The 20,096-nt window shown below is 44.2% G+C and carries 15 protein-coding genes; 8 read left to right on the top strand and 7 right to left on the bottom strand.

Annotated features, from left to right (window positions below):
- Nucleotides 1-25: 25 nt before the first annotated feature.
- The 3 genes from ychF (at nucleotide 26) to asnB (ending at nucleotide 4,692) form a co-directional block, all read left to right on the top strand.
- Nucleotides 26-1,126 carry a redox-regulated ATPase YchF gene (ychF, locus tag ACRD6K_RS05390; protein WP_299584185.1) on the top strand — a complete coding sequence of 367 codons (1,101 nt, stop codon included), beginning with the start codon at nucleotides 26-28 and terminating at the stop codon, nucleotides 1,124-1,126.
- Between the two features lie 211 nt (nucleotides 1,127-1,337).
- Nucleotides 1,338-2,648, top strand: a complete 1,311-nt coding sequence (locus tag ACRD6K_RS05385) for a sodium:proton antiporter (RefSeq protein ID WP_430972388.1) — start codon at nucleotides 1,338-1,340, stop codon at nucleotides 2,646-2,648.
- Between the two features lie 367 nt (nucleotides 2,649-3,015).
- The gene (asnB, locus tag ACRD6K_RS05380) at nucleotides 3,016-4,692 is read left to right on the top strand and encodes an asparagine synthase B (protein WP_430972387.1); all 1,677 of its coding nucleotides are present in this window, start codon (nucleotides 3,016-3,018) and stop codon (nucleotides 4,690-4,692) included.
- 317 nt (nucleotides 4,693-5,009) lie between these two features.
- On the opposite strand, the gene ACRD6K_RS05375 is transcribed toward asnB, so the two are convergent.
- Complete coding sequence (locus ACRD6K_RS05375) at nucleotides 5,010-5,582, bottom strand: type 1 glutamine amidotransferase (RefSeq protein WP_430972386.1); 573 nt, start codon at nucleotides 5,580-5,582, stop codon at nucleotides 5,010-5,012.
- A 202-nt stretch (nucleotides 5,583-5,784) separates the two neighbouring features.
- Between ACRD6K_RS05375 and ACRD6K_RS05370 the strand changes: the two genes are divergently transcribed.
- Nucleotides 5,785-6,702 carry a DMT family transporter gene (locus ACRD6K_RS05370; protein WP_430972385.1) on the top strand — a complete coding sequence of 306 codons (918 nt, stop codon included), beginning with the start codon at nucleotides 5,785-5,787 and terminating at the stop codon, nucleotides 6,700-6,702.
- Between the two features lie 5 nt (nucleotides 6,703-6,707).
- Here the strand turns inward: ACRD6K_RS05370 and ACRD6K_RS05365 are convergent, their stop codons facing one another.
- From ACRD6K_RS05365 to ACRD6K_RS05340, 6 genes are all read right to left on the bottom strand, one after another.
- Nucleotides 6,708-8,492, bottom strand: coding sequence for an ABC transporter ATP-binding protein (locus ACRD6K_RS05365; protein ID WP_430972384.1), 1,785 nt, complete (start codon nucleotides 8,490-8,492; stop codon nucleotides 6,708-6,710).
- Nucleotides 8,493-8,515: 23 nt separating this feature from the next.
- Nucleotides 8,516-10,261, bottom strand: a complete 1,746-nt coding sequence (locus ACRD6K_RS05360; RefSeq protein WP_430972383.1) for an ABC transporter ATP-binding protein — start codon at nucleotides 10,259-10,261, stop codon at nucleotides 8,516-8,518.
- Nucleotides 10,262-10,319: 58 nt separating this feature from the next.
- Nucleotides 10,320-11,690, bottom strand: coding sequence for a glutamate--cysteine ligase (locus ACRD6K_RS05355; RefSeq protein ID WP_430972382.1), 1,371 nt, complete (start codon nucleotides 11,688-11,690; stop codon nucleotides 10,320-10,322).
- 81 nt (nucleotides 11,691-11,771) lie between these two features.
- Complete coding sequence (locus ACRD6K_RS05350; RefSeq protein ID WP_430972381.1) at nucleotides 11,772-12,773, bottom strand: glutamate ligase; 1,002 nt, start codon at nucleotides 12,771-12,773, stop codon at nucleotides 11,772-11,774.
- A gap of 239 nt (nucleotides 12,774-13,012) precedes the next feature.
- Nucleotides 13,013-14,251, bottom strand: coding sequence for an ROK family protein (locus tag ACRD6K_RS05345; protein ID WP_430972380.1), 1,239 nt, complete (start codon nucleotides 14,249-14,251; stop codon nucleotides 13,013-13,015).
- A 570-nt stretch (nucleotides 14,252-14,821) separates the two neighbouring features.
- On the bottom strand, nucleotides 14,822-15,205 hold the full coding sequence (locus tag ACRD6K_RS05340; RefSeq protein WP_430972379.1) for a VOC family protein: 384 nt from the start codon (nucleotides 15,203-15,205) through the stop codon (nucleotides 14,822-14,824).
- Between the two features lie 124 nt (nucleotides 15,206-15,329).
- Between ACRD6K_RS05340 and surE the strand changes: the two genes are divergently transcribed.
- The 4 genes from surE to gldG are packed head-to-tail and all read left to right on the top strand — an operon-like array spanning nucleotide 15,330 to nucleotide 19,992.
- The gene (gene surE, locus ACRD6K_RS05335; RefSeq protein WP_430972378.1) at nucleotides 15,330-16,100 is read left to right on the top strand and encodes a 5'/3'-nucleotidase SurE; all 771 of its coding nucleotides are present in this window, start codon (nucleotides 15,330-15,332) and stop codon (nucleotides 16,098-16,100) included.
- 1 nt (nucleotide 16,101) lies between these two features.
- Nucleotides 16,102-16,401, top strand: coding sequence for a hypothetical protein (locus ACRD6K_RS05330; RefSeq protein WP_430972377.1), 300 nt, complete (start codon nucleotides 16,102-16,104; stop codon nucleotides 16,399-16,401).
- A 3-nt stretch (nucleotides 16,402-16,404) separates the two neighbouring features.
- Nucleotides 16,405-17,538 (top strand): lipid-A-disaccharide synthase, encoded by a 1,134-nt coding sequence (lpxB, locus tag ACRD6K_RS05325; RefSeq protein ID WP_430972376.1) that lies wholly within the window; start codon nucleotides 16,405-16,407, stop codon nucleotides 17,536-17,538.
- Between the two features lie 39 nt (nucleotides 17,539-17,577).
- Entirely contained in the window at nucleotides 17,578-19,992 is a 2,415-nt protein-coding gene (gene gldG, locus ACRD6K_RS05320; RefSeq protein ID WP_430972375.1) for a gliding motility-associated ABC transporter substrate-binding protein GldG, read from the top strand.
- The last annotated feature ends 104 nt before the right edge of the window (nucleotides 19,993-20,096 follow it).

Raw genomic sequence — 20,096 nt, 5'->3', positions numbered from 1 at the left:
CCCTCAATTTTTAAGAAGAGAAAGAATGGCTTTAAAGTGTGGTATTGTAGGACTTCCCAATGTTGGAAAGTCAACCTTGTTCAATTGTTTGTCAAATGCGAAAGCACAGTCGGCAAACTTTCCTTTTTGTACAATTGAACCCAATATTGGGGTGATTACGGTTCCGGATGAACGACTGATAAAACTGGAAGAACTGGTTAAGCCAGAGCGTGTGTTGCCTACAACGGTTGAAATTGTTGATATTGCCGGGTTGGTGCGTGGAGCAAGTAAAGGCGAAGGATTGGGAAATAAATTCCTGGGGAATATCCGCGAAACAGATGCCATTATTCATGTGTTGCGGTGTTTTGAAAATGAGAATATTACCCACGTTGATACCACTATTGATCCGGTTCGGGATAAAGAAACCATCGATATTGAGTTGCAGCTGAAAGATTTGGAAACTGTAGAAAGCCGCATTGCCAAAGTTGAAAAGCAAGCACGTACCGGTAACGATCCGGAAGCGAAACGCATGTTTAAAGTGCTGTCGCTGTATAAAGAGACTTTGCTGCAGGGAAAATCAGCGCGTACGGTTGAACTGGACGAAGCTGACATGAAGCTGGCCAAAGACCTGCAGTTGCTGACAAATAAACCGGTGTTGTATGTGTGCAACGTGGATGAACCAGCGGTAGTGAATGGAAACGCTTATGTGGACGCTGTTAAAGAAGCCATTAAAGATGAGCGCGCAGAAATGTTGATGATTGCAGCTGCCACGGAAGCCGATATTGCAGAGTTGGAGGACTTTGAAGAACGTCAACTCTTTTTGGAAGACCTGGGCTTGAAGGAGTCTGGCGTGAATAAGCTGATTAAAAAGGCTTACGAGTTGCTTCAACTGGAAACGTATTTTACGGCAGGGGTAAAAGAAGTGCGGGCCTGGACCTATCATAGAGGATTTAAAGCTCCTCAGGCGGCTGGCGTTATTCACTCCGATTTTGAAAAGGGATTTATCCGCGCCGAAGTTATTAAATACAATGACTTTGTGACACTGGGCTCCGAACAAGCTTGTAAGGAAGCCGGAAAAATGGCGGTGGAAGGAAAAGAGTATGTCGTTCAGGATGGCGATATCATGCACTTCCGATTTAATGTGTAAGAAAAACAGCTTCAGAATATAGAAAAAAGGGACTTCGGTCCCTTTTTTTGTTGGTTAGAGCTGTTGGCTTGGATATTTCCTATGGATTTAGAATTGAAATAAATAAGCTTGATCGCTGGTTTTCCAGGAATGTTATAAAATATATTGCAATCGTGTTGGGAAATATTTTTTTAATTTCGGCATCGAATCAAAAATTAATACTAGTTTGACTATGAACCATGGAACAGTAGAAAGTATGCCTTTATGGTTATCCTTACCGTTTGTGGCTATGTTGCTCTTTATTGCAATAGGTCCTTTATTTTTCCATCACTGGTGGGAGGAAAATATAAATAAGTTAAAAGTTTCATTGATTCTGGGAGTCCCTCTGGCAATCGTTCTGATTGCTCGCGGCCTGCATCATGAACTAATCCACCAAATGCTTTTCGACTATGTCCCTTTCATTATTTTGTTGGGCGCCCTCTTTGTAATTACCGGCGGTATTCACCTGAAGGGTGATATTGAGGCCAAGCCGGCTGTTAATACGCTTTTTTTGGCTATCGGAGGTTTGCTTGCCTCATTTATGGGAACTACTGGCGCGGCGATGCTGTTGATCCGTCCGGTGATTAAAACCAACTCAGAGCGTAAGTTTAAAGTGCACACCATCCTCTTTTTTATTGCCATTGTAGCCAATGCCGGAGGAATGCTGACACCACTTGGAGATCCTCCCTTATTTCTGTTGTACTTGCGTGGAGCACCGTTTTCCTGGTTCTTTGGCTTGGTTGGCCCCTGGCTTTTTGCCAACGTGCTGTTGCTGTTGATTTATTTCATTTTTGATACTTACTACCACAAAAAAGAATCAGCAGAATCAATTGTGCAGGACCGCTCACATGTTGAGCCCATTAAGCTGACAGGGAATCTTAACTTTGTTTTTCTGATCGGGGTGGTATTGGCTGTTGCTTTTCTAAACCAGCAATACATTCACGCCATTCACGATAATCATTACCTGGGGTTTATTCGCGAAGGCGTAATTTTATTGATGGCCATTTTGTCATTGGTTTTTACCAACAAAAAAATGCGTTACGAAGAGAACAAGTTTACCTGGGCACCAATTATTGAAGTTGCTTATCTGTTCCTCGGAATCTTTATTACCATGGTTCCGGCTTTGTTGTACTTAAAGGAAAATGCCCATTCGTTTGGATTGTCGACACCCTTGCATTTTTACTATGCCACCGGAACGCTGAGTTCTTTTCTGGATAATGCGCCAACAGCCGTGTCTTTTCACAACCTGGCCTTAGGGATGGTCGATCAGTTTGCAGGTGCAAACCTGGTGGCAAATATTCCTGAAGTTTTGTTGAAAGCCATTAGTTTGGGAGCTGTGTTTTTTGGAGCCATGACCTACATTGGTAACGGCCCCAACTTTATGGTGAAAGCAATTGCCGAAGAGAATAAAATTGATATGCCAAGTTTCTTTGGCTATATCCTTAAATTCTCACTCATTATTTTATTGCCGGTTTACATTGTTACCCAGTGGATTTTCTTGTAGAAAACGAAATAGAATCAGAAAAAGCAGTTCATTGATGAGCTGCTTTTTTTTGCTTCAATCTTTCCTGAATTTACGTTTGGCGTTTGCCGGTCGCTGTTTTTTATGCGAAATGCTTGCTGGCTTTTCAGCTTTCGGTTCTTTCTTTTTCTGGGTTTGCTTCAGGTTTTCTCATTTACTCCTTGATCGAGATTGCAGTTTGCAGTCCTTGCAAATTGAGCAAAAAACACCTGTGATATGATGTTTGTGATATTGAAAATGAACTTTTATCGAAAAAATGTCATTTCAATCTTTGATGTGAAGTCAAAATGATTACTTTTGATTGAAGAATAAATCAAATTGATAACTCATTTTAAAAATTACTGGCAATATGTGTGGAATAGTAGGTGTATTTGATTTAAAAACAGATGCGCAGGAATTGAGACCTCAGGTTTTGGAACAATCCAAAAAACTTAGACATCGTGGACCAGACTGGTCTGGCATTTATTGTGGGGACAGAGCGATTATAGCCCACGAGCGTTTATCTATTGTTGATCCCGAATCCGGAGGTCAGCCCTTGTATAGTGAAGACAGAAAGCTTATTCTTGGAGTGAATGGCGAAATTTACAATCACCGCGAAATTCGTGAGCAAACCAAAGCTACCTATGCGTATCAAACGGGCTCTGACTGTGAAGTTATTTTGGCTTTGTATAAGCAAAAAGGCGTTGACTTTCTGGATGACCTGAACGGTATTTTTGCTTTTGCTTTGTACGATGAAGAAAATGATGCTTACCTGATTGGGCGCGATCATATTGGAATAATTCCGCTTTATATGGGCTGGGATAAGTCGGGTAACTTTTATGTTGGTTCAGAATTGAAATCGTTAGAGGGTGTCTGCACCAAAATTCAGGAGTTTCCGCCGGCCAGCTATTTGTATAGCAAAGATGGTGAAATCAAGCGCTGGTGGAGCCGTGACTGGATGGACTATGAAAATGTGAAGGATAATAAGGCCAGTGTTTCAGATTTGAAAAAGGCGATGGAAGACGCTGTGCATCGGCAACTGATGTCAGACGTACCTTATGGGGTGCTGCTTTCAGGAGGACTAGACTCTTCCGTAACCTCGGCATTGGCAAAAAAATATGCGGCCAAGCGCATTGAAGATGGTGATCAGAAAGATGCCTGGTGGCCACAGTTGCACTCATTTGTAATTGGACTGGATGGCTCGCCCGACTTGGTGGCTGCCCGCAAAGTGGCCGATCATATCGGCACCATTCACCACGAGATTCACTATACCATTCAGGAAGGGCTTGATGCGATCCGGGATGTCATCTATCACATCGAAACGTATGATGTAACCACCATTCGGGCATCGACTCCAATGTACATGTTGGCACGTGTGATTAAATCGATGGGGATTAAAATGGTGCTCACAGGTGAAGGGGCCGACGAAATATTTGGGGGCTACCTGTATTTTCATAAGGCGCCAAATGCCAAAGAGTTTCACGAAGAAACTTTGCGAAAGCTGAATAAACTCAACCTTTACGATTGTTTGCGGGCCAATAAGTCTTTGGCAGCCTGGGGCGTTGAGGGGCGTGTTCCTTTTCTGGATAAAGAATTTATTGATGTGGCGATGCGCTTAAACCCTGAAGCCAAAATGGCCGGAAATGGGCGCATGGAGAAATGGGTTGTACGCAAAGCTTTCGAAGATCTGCTTCCCGAGAGTGTGGCCTGGCGGCAGAAAGAGCAGTTCTCGGATGGTGTGGGTTATGGTTGGATTGACACCTTGAAACAAATAGCCAAAGAGCAGGTGTCGGACGAAATGATGACTCATGCCAACTTCCGTTTCCCGATTAACACCCCGCGATCAAAAGAAGAATATTTATATCGCAGCATTTTTGAAGAGCATTTTCCTTCTGATGCAGCTGCTGCTTGTGTGCCTTCGGTACCTTCAATTGCTTGCAGCACGGCCGAAGCCTTGGCCTGGGATGCTTCGTTTCAAAACAATGCTGATCCATCAGGACGTGCCGTTAGTGGAGTGCATGAGCAGGCGGTTATTTTTGAAAAATAGTTTTGGGAGAAACTTAAATTGAACTATCGCATTGCTGTAAAGGCAATGCACATTTTGCCAAAAATGAGTGAAGGCCGGTGTCAGAGGACACTGGCTTTTTCGTTTTCAGGCTGTGCTGAAAACGGGTTGAACCGAATAAACTGTGATCAGCATAAAACAGAAAGGCCGTTGGTTAGGCGGCCTTTCATTCATGAGTAACAAAAATGAAGAATGGTCTTCAGATTTGATCATGCGAATTAACGCAATGTTTTTCTTAATTGATGCTTCGCGGGCAAAAAAGCATCAAAAAGTAATGGCAAGTTATTGTTCCGGTTCAATCACTTTCTATTTTGGGTACAAATGGCGACAAAATTCTCAATCAGCTTCGGATTCAGGTATTCGGGGTGAAACTGGAACGTATACAAAGGCTTTTCTGAATGTTTCATGGCCTGGTTGTAACAGACCGCCGACTGGGCTAAATGGATAAAATTTTGAGGTAAACTGACGGAGTCATTGTGCATTTGCCGAACGGTGAAATGTTTGGAAAAACCAGCGAATATCGGATCCTCCTGAACAATTTCTACGGTACAATCGCCGGACTCAGGTTCACGGCTTCGTAGGTATTCAGCCCCGTACATGACTCCGGTGATATGGTGTCCGGCACAAATTCCCAGAATGGGGTTTGAAAAGGATTTGATCCACTGAAAATAAGGCTGATGATGTTCGACAATATCATCGCCCTGAGGAGAGCCGGAAATCAGTACGCCCTGGTAGACTGACCAGTTAACCTCAGAACAGGATGAGTAATTGATCAGATCATAGTTCACCCGCAAGCTTTGCAGAATCCGGGCAATGTTTTCGGCAAATTCGCTTACGTCTGGCTCTGCACTATTGATAATTAACAGTCGCATCTTTTTTTTATTTTCGAAGATAAAGGAATCTTATCGAATCAGAAAAAATGCCTGTAAAATTGAAGGACAGGAGGATGGGGCTGAATTATTTAATTATTTTTAGGGCCATTGAAATTATTCCTCAAATGAAAGTAACGACCAGTTTTTACCGTCTGTATCTGAAAATCAGTTTTTATCATTCCAATAGGGAGGACTTTAGCTAATGGCAGCTTATTGGGGTGAAATTGCCGCATTGTTAACGGCTGTGTTTTGGACCGTAACCAGCATGGCCTTTGAGTCGGCCGGGAAGAAAGTTGGTTCGCTGGCAGTTAACTTGATTCGTTTAATCATTGCTTTCTTTATCTACGCCATTTATACGCAGATTTCGCGAGGTATGTGGTTCCCTTTCGATGCAAGCTCGTATCAGTGGGGCTGGCTGGCATTATCGGGCCTAATCGGTTTTGTTATTGGTGACTTGCTCTTGTTTCAGGCGTTTGTTGTTGTGGGGGCCCGCATCTCCATGCTCATCATGGCCATGACACCACCTTTCACCGCCTTTATTTCGTACTTCATGCTGGGTGAAGTTTTGTCGCCAATGAACTGGGTGGGGATGGGCATTACCCTGTGGGGAATCAGTATGGTTATTTTGAAACGGGAGAACAGTGCCTTGAATGGCGGGGTGAAAATGCGAAAGCGCTTAACTTCGGCCTACAGCGTGTCGGGTATTTTGCTTGCCTTGGGTGGTGCGCTCGGACAGGCTACAGGATTGGTGCTAAGCAAAAAGGGAATGGGAGATTATGACGCTTTTGCTGCTTCACAAATTCGGGTAATGACTGGGATTGTTGGCTTTGGCCTGCTGTTGCTTTTCATGAAACGTTATCAGCGGGTGTGGGCTGCGGTAAAAAATACATCGGCCATGAAACGAATCAGTCTGGGCGCTTTTTTCGGACCTTTTCTGGGCGTGGCCTTTTCGCTGCTTGCCGTTCAGCACACCAAGGCAGGTATTGCCGCTACCATTATGGCCATTGTTCCGGTACTGATAATTCCGCCTGCCATTCTTATTTTTAAGGAAAGGGTCAACTGGAAAGAAATTATAGGAGCCATCATCACCGTATTGGGAGTGGCCGTCTTTTTTATCTGATGTTCTTATTCAATACCTTTATTTTCCTCTTCAAACTGATGCAGTAATTGCGCGTATTTTCCGCCTTGCTTTTGCAGTTCCTCGTGGTTTCCTCGTTCAATAATTTGTCCGTCTTCTAAAACAAGAATCAGGTCCGAATTTTTGATTGTGCTGAGTCGGTGAGCTACGGCAATCACCGTTTTTAACGAGAAAATATTGGCGATGGCCTGCTGAATGTACTGTTCCGTTAAGGAGTCTACTGCGCTGGTTGCTTCATCCAGAATAATCAATTCGCTGTTGCTGCAAATTGCCCGTGCAAACGAAATGAGCTGGGCCTGTCCTTTCGAAAGGTTGTCTCCGTTGTCTTGAATCACAAACTGGTAGCCTCCGGGCAGCTGGTGAATAAAATGGTTGGCAAAAACGAAGGAAGCCGCCTGCTTGACATCCTCCTGTGAAATGGATTCGCGCCCCAACGAAATGTTGAATTCGATGGTATTGTTGAACATGAAAATGTCTTGTTGCATAACCGATATGGTTTCGCGAATCTGCGCCAGTGGCAGTTCTGTCAATTCAATTCCGTTGATTTTGATGGATCCGCGATAGCCGGTGTAGGTTTTGGCCAACAGTTTAATGATGGTTGATTTACCGGAGCCCGTTGTGCCTACCAAGGCCAGGCGGTCGCCTTTTCGAAGTTTGAAGGAGATGTTTTTTAAAACATCCGGCGTATCTTCAGAATACCGAAAGGAAACATTGTTGAATTCGATTTCGTGGAGTGGCAGGGCTTGTGGTTTTGCCTGGCTGCGGTCTTCTGAGGGATCTTCCACTTGCTGCTCAAATAATTCATTGATGTGCTCCAGGGCCGACAAGGCTCGTTGGATCGTTGAAATTTGCTGGGCAAACTGTTTGACAGGTACAAAAAGCCGTTCGAGGGTTGTGACAAACACAATCAGCACCCCCATGGTGAAGCCGAAGTCCCAGATTTGAATGGCCCCATACCAAATGACCAAAGCCGTGGCAATGGAGGTGATGCCTTCAACCAATGAATATAAAGCCGAGTCGTATACATTCGACTTGTTTTGCGCATCGCAATATTGCTTGTTCAGCTGGTCATATTTGTTTAGAGCTTCCTCTTCCGCAGCATAAAGTTGAATGGTTTTCATGCCGTTCAGCGCTTCCTGCAAATAAGCCGCAGACTTGGCCAGGCTGGAGCGCGAACTGTTGTAGGCTGCTCTTATTTTTTTGCGAAGATAACGCATGACCAGAATAATGACAGGCACAACCAACAGTAACACCAAGGTAAGGCGCCAGTTGAGATAGAACAGGTAACCGACCAGCGCTAGTGTTTTGATGCTGTCGGCCAGCAGGCCAAGGATACCGGCAGCGAAGGATTCAGAGATGGATTCCATATCGCTGGTTAGGCGCGAAAGGGTTACTCCGATTGGTTTTTTATCAAAATAGCTTAATGGAAAACGCAGGGATTTACCAAATAGTTTTTTTCGAACGTCGACAATGGCCAGCCCGCCTGATTTGGAAAACGAATAGCTGTAAATTCCGTCAAAAAGCAGGTTGAGGATGAGGACCCCAGCCAGCAGAATAATCTGCAGGAGCAGGCCTTCTTTATTGCCCGGTACAATGTAGTTGTCTACAATATTTTCGACCAGCCATAAAAACAGAATACCTGCAATTGTTGTAATTGGAATGGACGCAATGCTGAAAAGGAGCCATTTTTTATGGGGAATAAAATAGCGTCCAAATCGCTGAAGCAATTGCCAGTCTTTTGTTTTTAATATTTTTTGAGTTGCGTTTATCATTGCGCTTGAGTTGTCGTTTTTTACTAGCTTTCCTGTTGCAGATTCAGTATTTCCCGATAGAAGTCTGACTGATTCTGGAGTTCCTGATGGGTTCCTTTGGCAGCCATCTGTCCGTCTTCAAGCACCAGCGTAAAGTCTGTTTTCTCCAGTACGCTGATCCGGTTTGAGATGACAATCAGGCTTTGTGCTGTTCGTTGTTCAAAGATTTGTTTGATCAGGAACCGTTCGGTATCGGTGTCAACTGCAGAAAATACATCATCGAGAATAAGCAGGTCGCAAGGCGTATAAAGAGCCCGGGCCAGGCTTATCCGTTGTTTTTGACCGCCGGAAAGCATAATGCCTTTTTCGCCTACCAGTGTTTTTTCGCGGTGTGTGAAGCGAGCCAGTTCATCGGCAAATGCACTTTTATAAATAACTTCATCGAAATTATTTCGTTTTGCAGCCTGAGACGATCCAAAGGCAATGTTGTTTTCAATGCTGTCAGAAAAAAGGAAAACTTCCTGACTAACGGTACGGACGGCCGACCGGATTACTTCACTTTTAAGTTCGGCAGCATCGTTCTTGCCAAAATAAATCATGCCTTTTTCCGGACGCAAATAACCGTTCAAACAGTTGATAAGGGTTGTTTTTCCGGAGCCAACCTGCCCGGTGATTCCAACAACCTGTCCGGGCTTGATGGAAAAGGAGATGTTTTGCAAGGCGGGGCGGTTGCCATTGTGGTAGGTAAAACTTAAGTTTTTAACCTCGATGCCCGATTGGAATAGTTGCTCTTTTTCCTGTTGAGGAAGCAACTGACGCTGCTCATCGGGACCTTGGCGATCTCTGATGGTTTGTAGACTGCTTATACCAACAAAGCCTTGCTGGAAAATAGTAAGCACCCAACCTAGCCCCATGATGGGATGGCTCAGCAGCGCTGCATAAGCGATGTAGGCTGTCAGTTCTCCAATGGTGAATTCCCCGTTGATGACGTACATTCCGCCAACCAGCAGAACTACAATTTTGAGAATCTGTCCAAGGTTGGCAAGCAGGGGCATAATAAAGGAGCGAATCCAGGTGATTTTCAGGGTTGCTTCAAACAGCGAAACGTTTTCTTTTTGAACTTCCTGCTCGGCATAGTCATAAATGTTGTAGCTTTTGATGACGCTGTTTCCCGACAGAAAAGAAATGGTTTTTCCGGAGAGCTTTTGAAGAATATTCATTTGCCGCCGGGTGTTTTTCACCATCACGGCCATCCCGATACGCACCACCACAAAAATAACTACCATCGGAATGATGCAGTACAAGGTGAGGATGGGGGAGAGTTGCCACATTTTGTATGGGGTAAGCGATAAAGAAAACAGGATGTTACCAATCTGTAAAAAGCCAAATCCAGTAATCATTCGCACTCCGTTGATATCGTTATTAATGCGGGAGATAATGCTTCCCGTGGCATTTTCATCGTAATAATCTTTTCCGAAGGAGGCTAACTTTTTAAAAAGCTCGCCTTTTAGTTGTTTTTCAATTAGCCGCGCGGGAATGAAAATCAGAATGCGGGAGAGCGAGCGTACGATAATCAAACTTACAGCCAGCCCAACAATAATCAGTACATTGGTGTTGAAGGCTGTTTCGTTGCCTGAACGTCCTGTGGCAATAAGGTCGATAGCCTGTTGAATGTATTCGGGAATGGAAACCGATATCCAGACGGTAAGGGCCAGGAAGAAAATTCCTCCGGTATACCACCAACGATATTGGTGCATGTAGTTGATTAAGAACTTTAGTTTTGAAAACATGCCTTGTTTATATGCTTTTGTATTTGCCGGATTGTTCCGACAGCAGATCCGTATTTTTTTATTCCTTGGGGCAACTCTGTAACTGTAACTTTTGCCAGGTGTATAGCAACTCCCTTACATCTTCGTGATACACGGTATGAAAGCGCTGCAATAACCTTTCGGCTTGAGTGATACCGCTAGCGGTAATGTCACGTACCGGGTTGAGGTATTGGCTTTCATCTTCGGAGCCCCACAGTTGCGATCGGCGGGTGAGTCCGTCCAGTGCAAGTTGGTATAAATGCTTGGCCGTTTGCCCCACATGGATGTTACCAGAGGACGCATTTAGTCCGGCTTTAGGTACCTGAGCCCGGATGGCCTGCATGTCTTCGACAGTCCATTTTGAGATGAGCTCATAAGCTTCGTTTCGGCTTTGTTCGTCATATAGCAAGCCAACCCAGAAGGCTGAAAGTGCTGCAATGTGATTGACACAGCTTGCATCGGCTCCGCGCATTTCAATAAACTGTTTGAGACGTACATCGGGGAATACCGTGGAGGCATGCACTTCCCAATCGTTGATGGTGGGCTTTAGTACGTGTTTCCCATCCAAAAAATCCTTAAAGGTCATTCCATGAGCAGGCAGAAATTCCTGGTCGCGATAAATAAAATACATGGGGACATTCAATAAGTAGTCCACCCAACGTTCGAAGCCAAAGCCTTTATCAAAAATGAAGGGCAAAAAGCCACAACGATCCGGATCCGTATCGTTCCAGATTTGGGCACGATAGCTTAAATACCCGTTGGGTTTTCCTCCGGAAAAAGGGGAGTTGGCAAAAATGGCTGTTGCAATGGGCTGTAAGGCTTGTGCAATGCGCATTTTCTGAATCATATCTGCTTCGCTGGCGTAATCCAGGTTTACCTGAATTGTTGCTGTATTGGTCATCATATCTAGTCCCAGTTTTCCCTTGGTGGGCATGTAATTCCGCATGATTACATAGCGGGACTTGGGCATCCAGGGAAGCTCATCGACCTGCCATAAAGGATCGACTCCCATGGGAAGGCTGAAAAAACCGAATTTCTGGCAGATGGTTTTTAGCTCTTCAAAATGCTTTTTGGTTTCAATGAAGGTATGGTGGATGGTTTTGAAATTTTTGCCCGAAAGCTCAAACTGGCCTCCGGGTTCCAGGGTGATTGATGCGCCATTTTGGCTGAGCCCGATAATGTTGTCTTGCTCCATGATGGGCTGCCAGCCATTTTGCTGCATGTGTTTTAAAATGGTTCGGATGCCCGTTTCAGAGGCGTAGTCCAACCGTTTTAAAGAACTTTGATCGTAGAGAAATTTTTCGTGCTCAGTTCCAATTCCCCAGTCTTCCGGGGGTTTGTTTCCCCGCTCAAAATAAGCAACCAGCTGTGATTTATGGAGTATTTCTTGTTGTTTCTCGATTTTCGTCATGGTACCATGAATAATTAATGGGAGCCTGCAATGTCATGCTCCTGTTGATTTTCCTTGTCCGCTTAAACGGGCAAGTGCCATTTATTTTGAATTCAGAATGCTGTCGAGGACGTATTTTTCTACCTGTCGGTTTTTGCCGATGTAGGGAAAATCGTGCATCGAGAGCATGGCTGGCGCATTAAGTTCGACTACAATGTAGTTTTCAGGAGATGGCGTTTGATCAATTGCCTGAATAATGATATCAATGCCGGCAATGTTGAGGCCTCCGGCTTGTGCTGCGCGGATAGCTACTTGTTTGTAAAAGTCCGGCATATCGTCAGTAACATCAATGCTATCGCCGCCCGTACTTAAATTTGAATTCTTGCGTAAATACACTTTTTCTCCCGGTTTCAAAATGCTGTCCGGATTCAGTGATGATGCTTTAAGGTGTCGGAGCACTTCGTCGTCAATCGTAATCTTTAACAACGGATGCCGGTAATCGGTTCCCCTGCCTTTATTTTTTAATTCAACCAATTGCCGGATGGTATGCTGCCCATCGCCTGATACATTGGCTGGTTCGCGATAGGCTATGGCACGTACCTCGCTATCAATAACCAGGAAACGGTATTCCCGGCCGGAAAAGAACTCTTCCACGATCACTTTATCGGAATACTGAAATGCCTGTTCTATGGCTTTTTTGAGCTCATCGGTTGTTTGGATGTTGGTGCTTACAGCAATGCCATGATCGGTATTGGCGGGTTTTACCACTGCCGGAAAGTTGATGACGCTAAGCTGCTGATCCGCATAATTTCGCAGTAACAAGACTCCTTGGGCTTGCCGGATGTTTTGCCGTTTCAAAAACTGGCGGGTCATCCACTTGTCATTCGAAATCCAATAGGCAATCAGGCTGTTTGCGTCTGAAATGGTCCCTTCATGAATGATATATTCTTTATCGTTGAAGGTAACCGCCAGTAAATTGTTATCGGCATCAATGATCTCGAAAGGCAGTTTGCGCCTGAGAATTTCAGCGATGATAATCTGAGTGGTTGCCTCAAAGTTTTCATATCCGGGAAGTGGGGTGAAATTGTAAGTTGAATTTTCCATCTCGTATGTCTCCTGTGTTTCTAACACTCAAAATTAGAAATAAACTATTGAAATAAGTTTTGTCAGGTAATTGAATATGAAAACAAGCACCTAAAATCTAAGTTCACACTTTGCTAATAAAGTGTCGTTAAAAGAAGTTATCGCTGGTTTCTATTGTCGCGCAGAGGCGTTGAGCCTGTTTCTGTTAAGCGAAACTAGAATCGTAAAATTGTGGAAAATTAGCGGGAAGTAATTAGGCATTAATAATGCGAGTCTGTTGATTTGTCGCGGAATAATTTTTGAAACACCATGACTGCCACTCCTTTGAGTCCGGAATGTTCTCCAAGTTCGGAGATCTCAATTCGAATATCCTCAATAATGTTATCCAGACAGTATTGATTTAACGCTTGTTGAATGGGAATTAGAATGTATTTTCCGGCTTGGGTAACGGGGCCGTTTAAAACAATCAATTCCGGGTTATAAAGCTCGATGAGGATGGAAAGCCCCCATGCCAGATTGGAACTCAATTGATGCAGGAGCGAGATGGAAAGCTCATCTCCTCTTTTAGCATAGTTTGTAATGGCGGTTACATCCAGTTCTTCCGGTTTGCTGGCGTAACTACTGGTTAGTTGCGAGGGCGTTTTTTTTGCTATTTCGGCCTTGGCCATGTCCAGCAGCGTTTGTGTGGAAGCGATGGTTTGCAGGCATCCTTGTTTCCCGCAGGTGCAAAGCTTTCCTTGCGGTATTATCCGAAGGTGGCTGAATTCGCCAGCAGAACCATTAGCCCCTTGGTAAATTTGTCCGTCCAGAATCATGCCCAGCCCCAGTCCCCAATGCCAGTTCAGAACAAGTGTGTTTTTGGTTTTTTGGGCTTTTCCGAAAACGGATTCACCTAAGGCCTGCATCCGGGCGTCATTTTCAATATAGATAGGGATGTTAAAATGCTTCGAGAGTCTGGCTTTTACTGCTTGTGCCTTTGGATCCTTAATGGTTTTGTTAATGCCATTCACCGAGTCGATTAAGCCAGGCATACTTACTCCTAGAGCAACAATCTGGCTTCGTTTTAACCCCGATTGAACCAGCAGTTGATCGAAAACAGCTTTAGTATGTTCTAAAAAATGTGGATCATCAATATTGGTGGTGTACTCATGGATTTCTGTTACCTCTTTGTTGTGACAATTGAAAAGTGATGCCTTGGCTCTATGGTGCCCAACCTCTACGGCCATAATGTAATAAGCCTCAGATAAAAGACTGTAGAGTATTGGGCGGCGTCCTCCTTTGGAAGGGCCTATTCCCGTAATACATATAATTTTTTCAGTAATCAGCTCATCCAAGACAGCTCGAACGGTTGGTAAACTAACATGGGTTTTCTTACTGAGGTAAGAAGCTGGCTGCGGCGATTTTTTATAGAGATAACGAATAATCTGCATGCGCAGTTTGTAGTGTTTCAACTCGCTTATTTGCATATTGTCCGTATCTTCTTTCTTTCGCAGAACCATGTCGTTAGGTGTTACTTTAGTTTGATTGTTTACTTTTCAGTGAAAGTAAATCTAGTCAATTAATTTGAATTGCGAATTTACAAATAGATAAAATTAATCGAAAATTTTTATGTTTTTATAAATTGTTCAAATAAATCTTTTTGTGAGTTACGTTGTTTGTTGTCAGTGTCTTAAAGAACTTAGCATGCTCTTTTTTTTGTTTGGTCGCTGGGCTTTTGTTTTGTTTAATAATGAACTTAATTTCATGTTTTTGATGTTGGATAAGCGCTAGGGGGCCGAAAAAACGAGCGTTGGATGAATTCGAGAAAGAAGCATTAAACTTGCCCCGATAAGAAAAAACTATTTGTTGGAGTATGCATTCGAAAGAAAAGCAAGACAAAGTTTGAACGCTTCAAAATTCATCTTGCTATATGAATCTGTGTTTATTATTAGTCACTTTTTTCAAGGACTTTCACACGTTTTTTCATTTAGAGGTTAATTAGTGACAGGCATTCTAAAGAATTGACGTATGATTGATCCGATGGACCACATCGCTGCTCAGAGATTTAAATTAGCTGCTGCGGGTTGCGTTTAGTTCATGGAATGCAGGCAGACATGGTTGCCTTCGGTGTCTTCAAATACGGCATAATAGCCAATTTCATCTGTAATTTTTGTTTTGGGCTGAATGACTTTCCCTCCGGCCAGGCTTACCCGGTTAAGCACCAGGCTAAGGTCATTGCCAGCGTTCAGGTAAACTTTGGATCCCAATGCGCTTGGTGTATAGCCTTGCCCCTGAACAATGGCTCCGCCAACTCCGCGGGCGTCCGGATCCATTGGCAGAAAGCCCATGCGGTGGTGGCCCATCATTTGTTCGTACATGTCATAATCATAAATTTTGGAGTAGAAGGCTTTGGCCCGGTCAAAATTCAGGACGGGTATTTCGGCCCATACAACGGCATCTTTTAGTTTTTCCATAATCTGACGTTTTAGTACTTGTTTAACGAGTCTGTTGGTCAGTTGGTTTATTTCGGGCGAAAATAGGGTTTGAATTTTTTAGCCATTCAAGGGGATAAGATTATCTTTGTGGTTCGCATAAAAAATGGAAAAAATGAAACAGCGTCCGCTAATATTTATTACCAATGATGATGGAATTCAGGCGAAAGGTTTGAAAGAATTGTCTGAGGTAATGCGTCTTTTTGGAGATGTGATAGTTGTTGCACCGGAAATGGCCATGTCGGGTATGTCGAATGCCATTTCTGTGGATAAGCCTTTACGAGCCACCAAGGTGGAGGAGGAAGAGGGATACATTGCCTACAAGTGCAGTGGCACCCCGGTTGATTGTGTAAAACTGGGCTTTAATCATTTGGTGGAACGGCTTCCGGACTTTGTGATTTCCGGCATTAATCATGGCGCTAATTCATCCATCAGTGTAGTCTACTCCGGAACGATGGGAGCAGCCATTGAAGGCTGTTTGCATGGAGTGCCCTCCATCGGCTTCTCTTTGTGCGATTATGCGCCGGATGCCGATTTTTCAAAAGCCAAAATGTGGGTGGCCCGGGTTTTTCAGTCGGTTTTCGAAAAAGGCTTGCCGCCCTTTGTCAGCCTCAATGTGAACATTCCGAAAGGCAATATTGAAGGCATTAAAGTGTGCCGCCAAGCTGCCGGAAAGTGGGTGGAAGAATTGGAAAAACGCACGGATCCACATCAGCGGGAATACTATTGGCTGGCTGGTTATTTTAAAAATTTTGAACCCGACCAGGAAGGCACAGATATGCATGCGTTGGACAACCAGTTTGTGTCGATTGTTCCGGTGAATGTCGATATGACTTGTCGGACAACCTATGAGCAAATGAGAACCTGGAAGTTTTAAGATGGCAGGAATCGGACCCAATATCAATAAGTTGAAGTTTGGCTTTTGGCCGGGCTTGTTGCTGCCACTCATCATGTTTTTGGTGATGTATTTGGCGCGCTACAATGAAGTTCGTTTTGCTGAATACGTTCAGAATTTGTGGCGTTTTAACATGTTGGTCAAGTTGCTTACCCTTTGTGTGCTGCCTAACCTGTTGCTTTTTTTGTTGCTGATTAAACGAAAATATGACCTGGCCGCACGGGGAGTTTTGTTAGCCACCTTTTTATATGCTTTTTTCGTTATTGTTTCGAAAGCCCTTTAATTTATGAAATACTATTTTATAGCTGGCGAAGCTTCCGGTGATTTGCATGCTTCCAACCTGATTGCAGAAATTGTAAAACAAGACGCTGATGCCCGGTTGAGGGGATTTGGCGGTGAACGGATGGAACGTGCCGGAATGCAGCTGACGCGACATTACCGCGAAATGGCTTTTATGGGTTTTTTACCGGTTTTGATGAACCTGCGCACCATTCAAAAGAACTTTAAAACCTGCGAAGAAGATTTGCTAAACTTTCAGCCGGATGTGCTGGTTTTGGTAGACTATCCGGGCTTTAATCTGCGCATGGCTGAGTTTGCGAAAAAGCATGGTATTCGTGTATTTTATTACATTTCACCTAAAATTTGGATTTGGAAGAAACACCGGATCAAAAAGATCAAGGCCTTTGTTGACGAGATGTTTACCATTCTTCCGTTTGAAACTGATTTTTACAAGGGCTTAGGCTATGAGGTGAATTATGTTGGCAATCCGGTTTTGGATGAGGTGATGAGTAAGCCTTCTAAAGCTGACTTTGAAACCTTTGTCAAGAAGCATGATTTGAGTGGGAAGCCTGTTTTGGCGCTTTTGCCCGGGAGCCGCTTACAGGAAATTAAGTCCTTGTTGCCTCGTATGCTTGAAGCTGCTTCTGCTTTTACCCATTGCCAGCTGGTAGTTTCCGCTGCCCCCAACATCGACCGCTCTATTTACGATGAATTGTTGGCCGGTTACCCGGAAGCCTGCTTACTGTATAACCAATCGTACGAAATTATGCAGCAGGCAAAGGTTGCGGTTCTGGCCTCCGGTACTGTTTCTTTGGAAGCCGGTATTTTGCGTTGCCCACAAGTTGTGCTCTACCGGATGGATGGCGGTGCACTTTTTTACTGGCTTGGAAAGTATTTGGTGAAAATAACCTGGGTGTCGCTGGTTAATTTAATCTTGAGGCGGATGGCCGTTAAGGAACTTTTGCAACATCAATGTTCGGTGAAAAATATCCGCGCAGAAGTGGAGCGTTTATTGACTGATGAGGATTACCAGCGCCAAGTACAGAGGAGTTATGATGAGTTGCATCAACACCTGGGGCAGCCGGGAGCATCGCAACGCGCCGCTGCGATGATGATCCAGAAGTTAAACAAAATCAGCTAATCTTTTTTATCTTCGTTTGAGTAAAAAACGAAAGCATACATGTATAGTTTATTTCGAAAGGAAATCACCACATTTTTCGGTTCTCTCACAGGCTATTTAGTTGCCTTTGTTTTTTTAATTGCCAATGGCTTGTTTTTGTGGGTCTTTCCCGGTAATTACAACCTGCTGGATAATGGGTATGCCACTTTGGATGGATATTTTTCGCTGGCCCCTTGGATTTTTTTGTTCCTGGTTCCGGCTTTAACCATGCGTTTACTGGCCGAAGAAAAACGGTCGGGCACCCTTGAAATTTTGGTAACTCGTCCCATTTCTTTGTTGCAGTTGGTTTGGGCCAAATACCTGGCCGGACTGGTGCTTGTGCTTTTGTGTTTACTGCCAACCTTGGTTTATTTTTGCACTGTTTACCAGCTGGGTAACCCCGCCGGAAATTGGGATGCCGGTGCATCGTGGGGGTCGTTTATAGGTTTATTTTGTCTGGCTGCAGGTTATGTGGCTATTGGTTTGGCTGCGTCGGCCACGACTGACAACCCGTTGCTGGCTTTTGTGCTGGCGTTATTTGTTTCTTTTTTGACTTACCAGGGATTTGAGCTGGCTGCCGGTTTGAATTTTTCGCCGAATATTCGTGAAATGCTGATTCAACTTGGAATCAATGAACATTATCTGTCGGTTAGCCGGGGCGTGGTGGATTCCCGGGATTTGATCTATTTTCTTTCCCTTAGTTTTTTCTTTTTGGTGGTCACCAGTCTTTTACTTCAGCAAAAACAGAAAAACAGGAATCAGCAACTGAAAAAGCTGGCGATACTTATGGGCGGATTGCTTGTTTTGAACCTGGTGGCGGGATCCTGGTTTTTTCGGCTTGATCTGACTTCTGAAAAACGCTACAGCTTGTCTCCGGTTTCAAAACAATTGATTCAGCAACTTGACGCTCCCATCAAAGTGGATATTTTTCTGGATGGTGAATTGCCTCCGGGCTTTCGCAAACTGCAGCAAGCCTTGGTGGAAAAAATACAGGATATTAATGCCTATGCGGATTATCGGGTTCATTATGAATTGCTCGATCCGTATAAGCTGGTCAGTACTACCGAAGAACAAAACAAGTTGTTTGATCGCTTGGTGAGTCTGGGGCTTCGTCCAACGGATTTGCGCTTGCAGCGTGATGAAGGGACGGTTACGAAATTGATTTTTCCGGGGGCAGTCATTAAGTATAAGGATTATGATATTGGGATTAACCTGCTGAAAAACAATCCGTCCTTGTCGTCGGAAACAAATTTGAACCAGTCGGTTGAAACCTTGGAATATGAGCTGATGCGGGCGTTTAACGTTTTACTGACGGACAACAAGCCCACAGTTGCTTTTCTGCAAGGACAAGATGAACTAACAGAGCCGGAAACCCGTGATATGCGGCAAACGCTGACTGAGAACTTTCACGTAACCGACTTGCGTGCCGAAGCTCTGTTTCAGGCCGAAAGCTTACCCGATGTGTTGGTAATTGCTGATCCTAAGCAAGCTTTTTCGGAACAGGATAAGTTTTACATTGATCAATACCTGATGCGTGGCGGTAACCTGCTTTGGCTGATTGATCCGGTGCGCGTGAGTCTTGATAGCCTGAGCAGGGGAGAGACCACCCTGGCTTTTTCGCGCGATTTAAATTTGAATGATCAGCTGTTTCGCTATGGCGTTCGGGTTAATCCAAACCTGGTGCAGGATGTGGAATGCCTGATGATTCCGGTGAATACTGCTCCCGTGGGAAGTCCCCCCAAATATACACCAGCTCCCTGGTATTATTCTCCGTTGTTAAAACCCTCGCAGGCGCACGTGTTAAGCCGCAACCTGAATCAGCTGAAGGCCGAATTTGTGAGTACCATTGACACGGTTGGAAAAGATCCGGCCATCCGGAAATCTGTTGTTTTGCATACGTCCAACTATTCCCGGAAAATTCAGACTCCCTTGGAGGTCAGTTTACAAAGCATCAACCAGCCCCCAAGCCAAAGCATGTTTAACGAAAAGTACCTGATGACTGGTGTCTTGCTGGAAGGACAATTCCCTTCGGTGTTTCAAAACCGGATGTTGACTGACTTCAATACCCAGAAAATTGAGGTGATGGATCGGTCGAAGCCTGCACGCATGATTGTTATAGCGGATGGCAGTCTGATTGCGAATCAGGTTTCCAGGCGAAACGGCCAGGTTCAGATTCTGCCTTTGGGCTATGACCGTTATTCGCAGCAGACTTTCGGAAATAAGGAATTTCTGGTTCATGCCATCAGTTATTTGTGCGACAAAACAGGATTGATGTCTTTGCGGTCGCAGGCGTTTCAAATTCGCTTGCTGGATAAAGTTAAAATTCGTGAGCAACGCTTATTCTGGCAGCTGTTCAATGTGCTCATCCCTTTGGCCCTGATTTCTGTACTTGGCTTGATATTCAGTGTAATCCGACGTCGAAAATATAGTGGTTAATTACTTTGTATAAAATCTGGCATGAAAGCATAGGTTAGAAAAGGCAAAGTTTGTATATTCGTATGATTGTGCTAAAAAATCGTTCTGTAAAGGCACGGTAAAAA

Source organism: Sunxiuqinia rutila (assembly GCF_050589705.1).
GTDB classification, from domain to species: Bacteria; Bacteroidota; Bacteroidia; order Bacteroidales; family Prolixibacteraceae; genus Sunxiuqinia; species Sunxiuqinia rutila.
The sequence above is the reverse complement of the archived record's forward strand: the minus strand, read 5'-3'. Positions and strand labels throughout refer to the sequence as shown.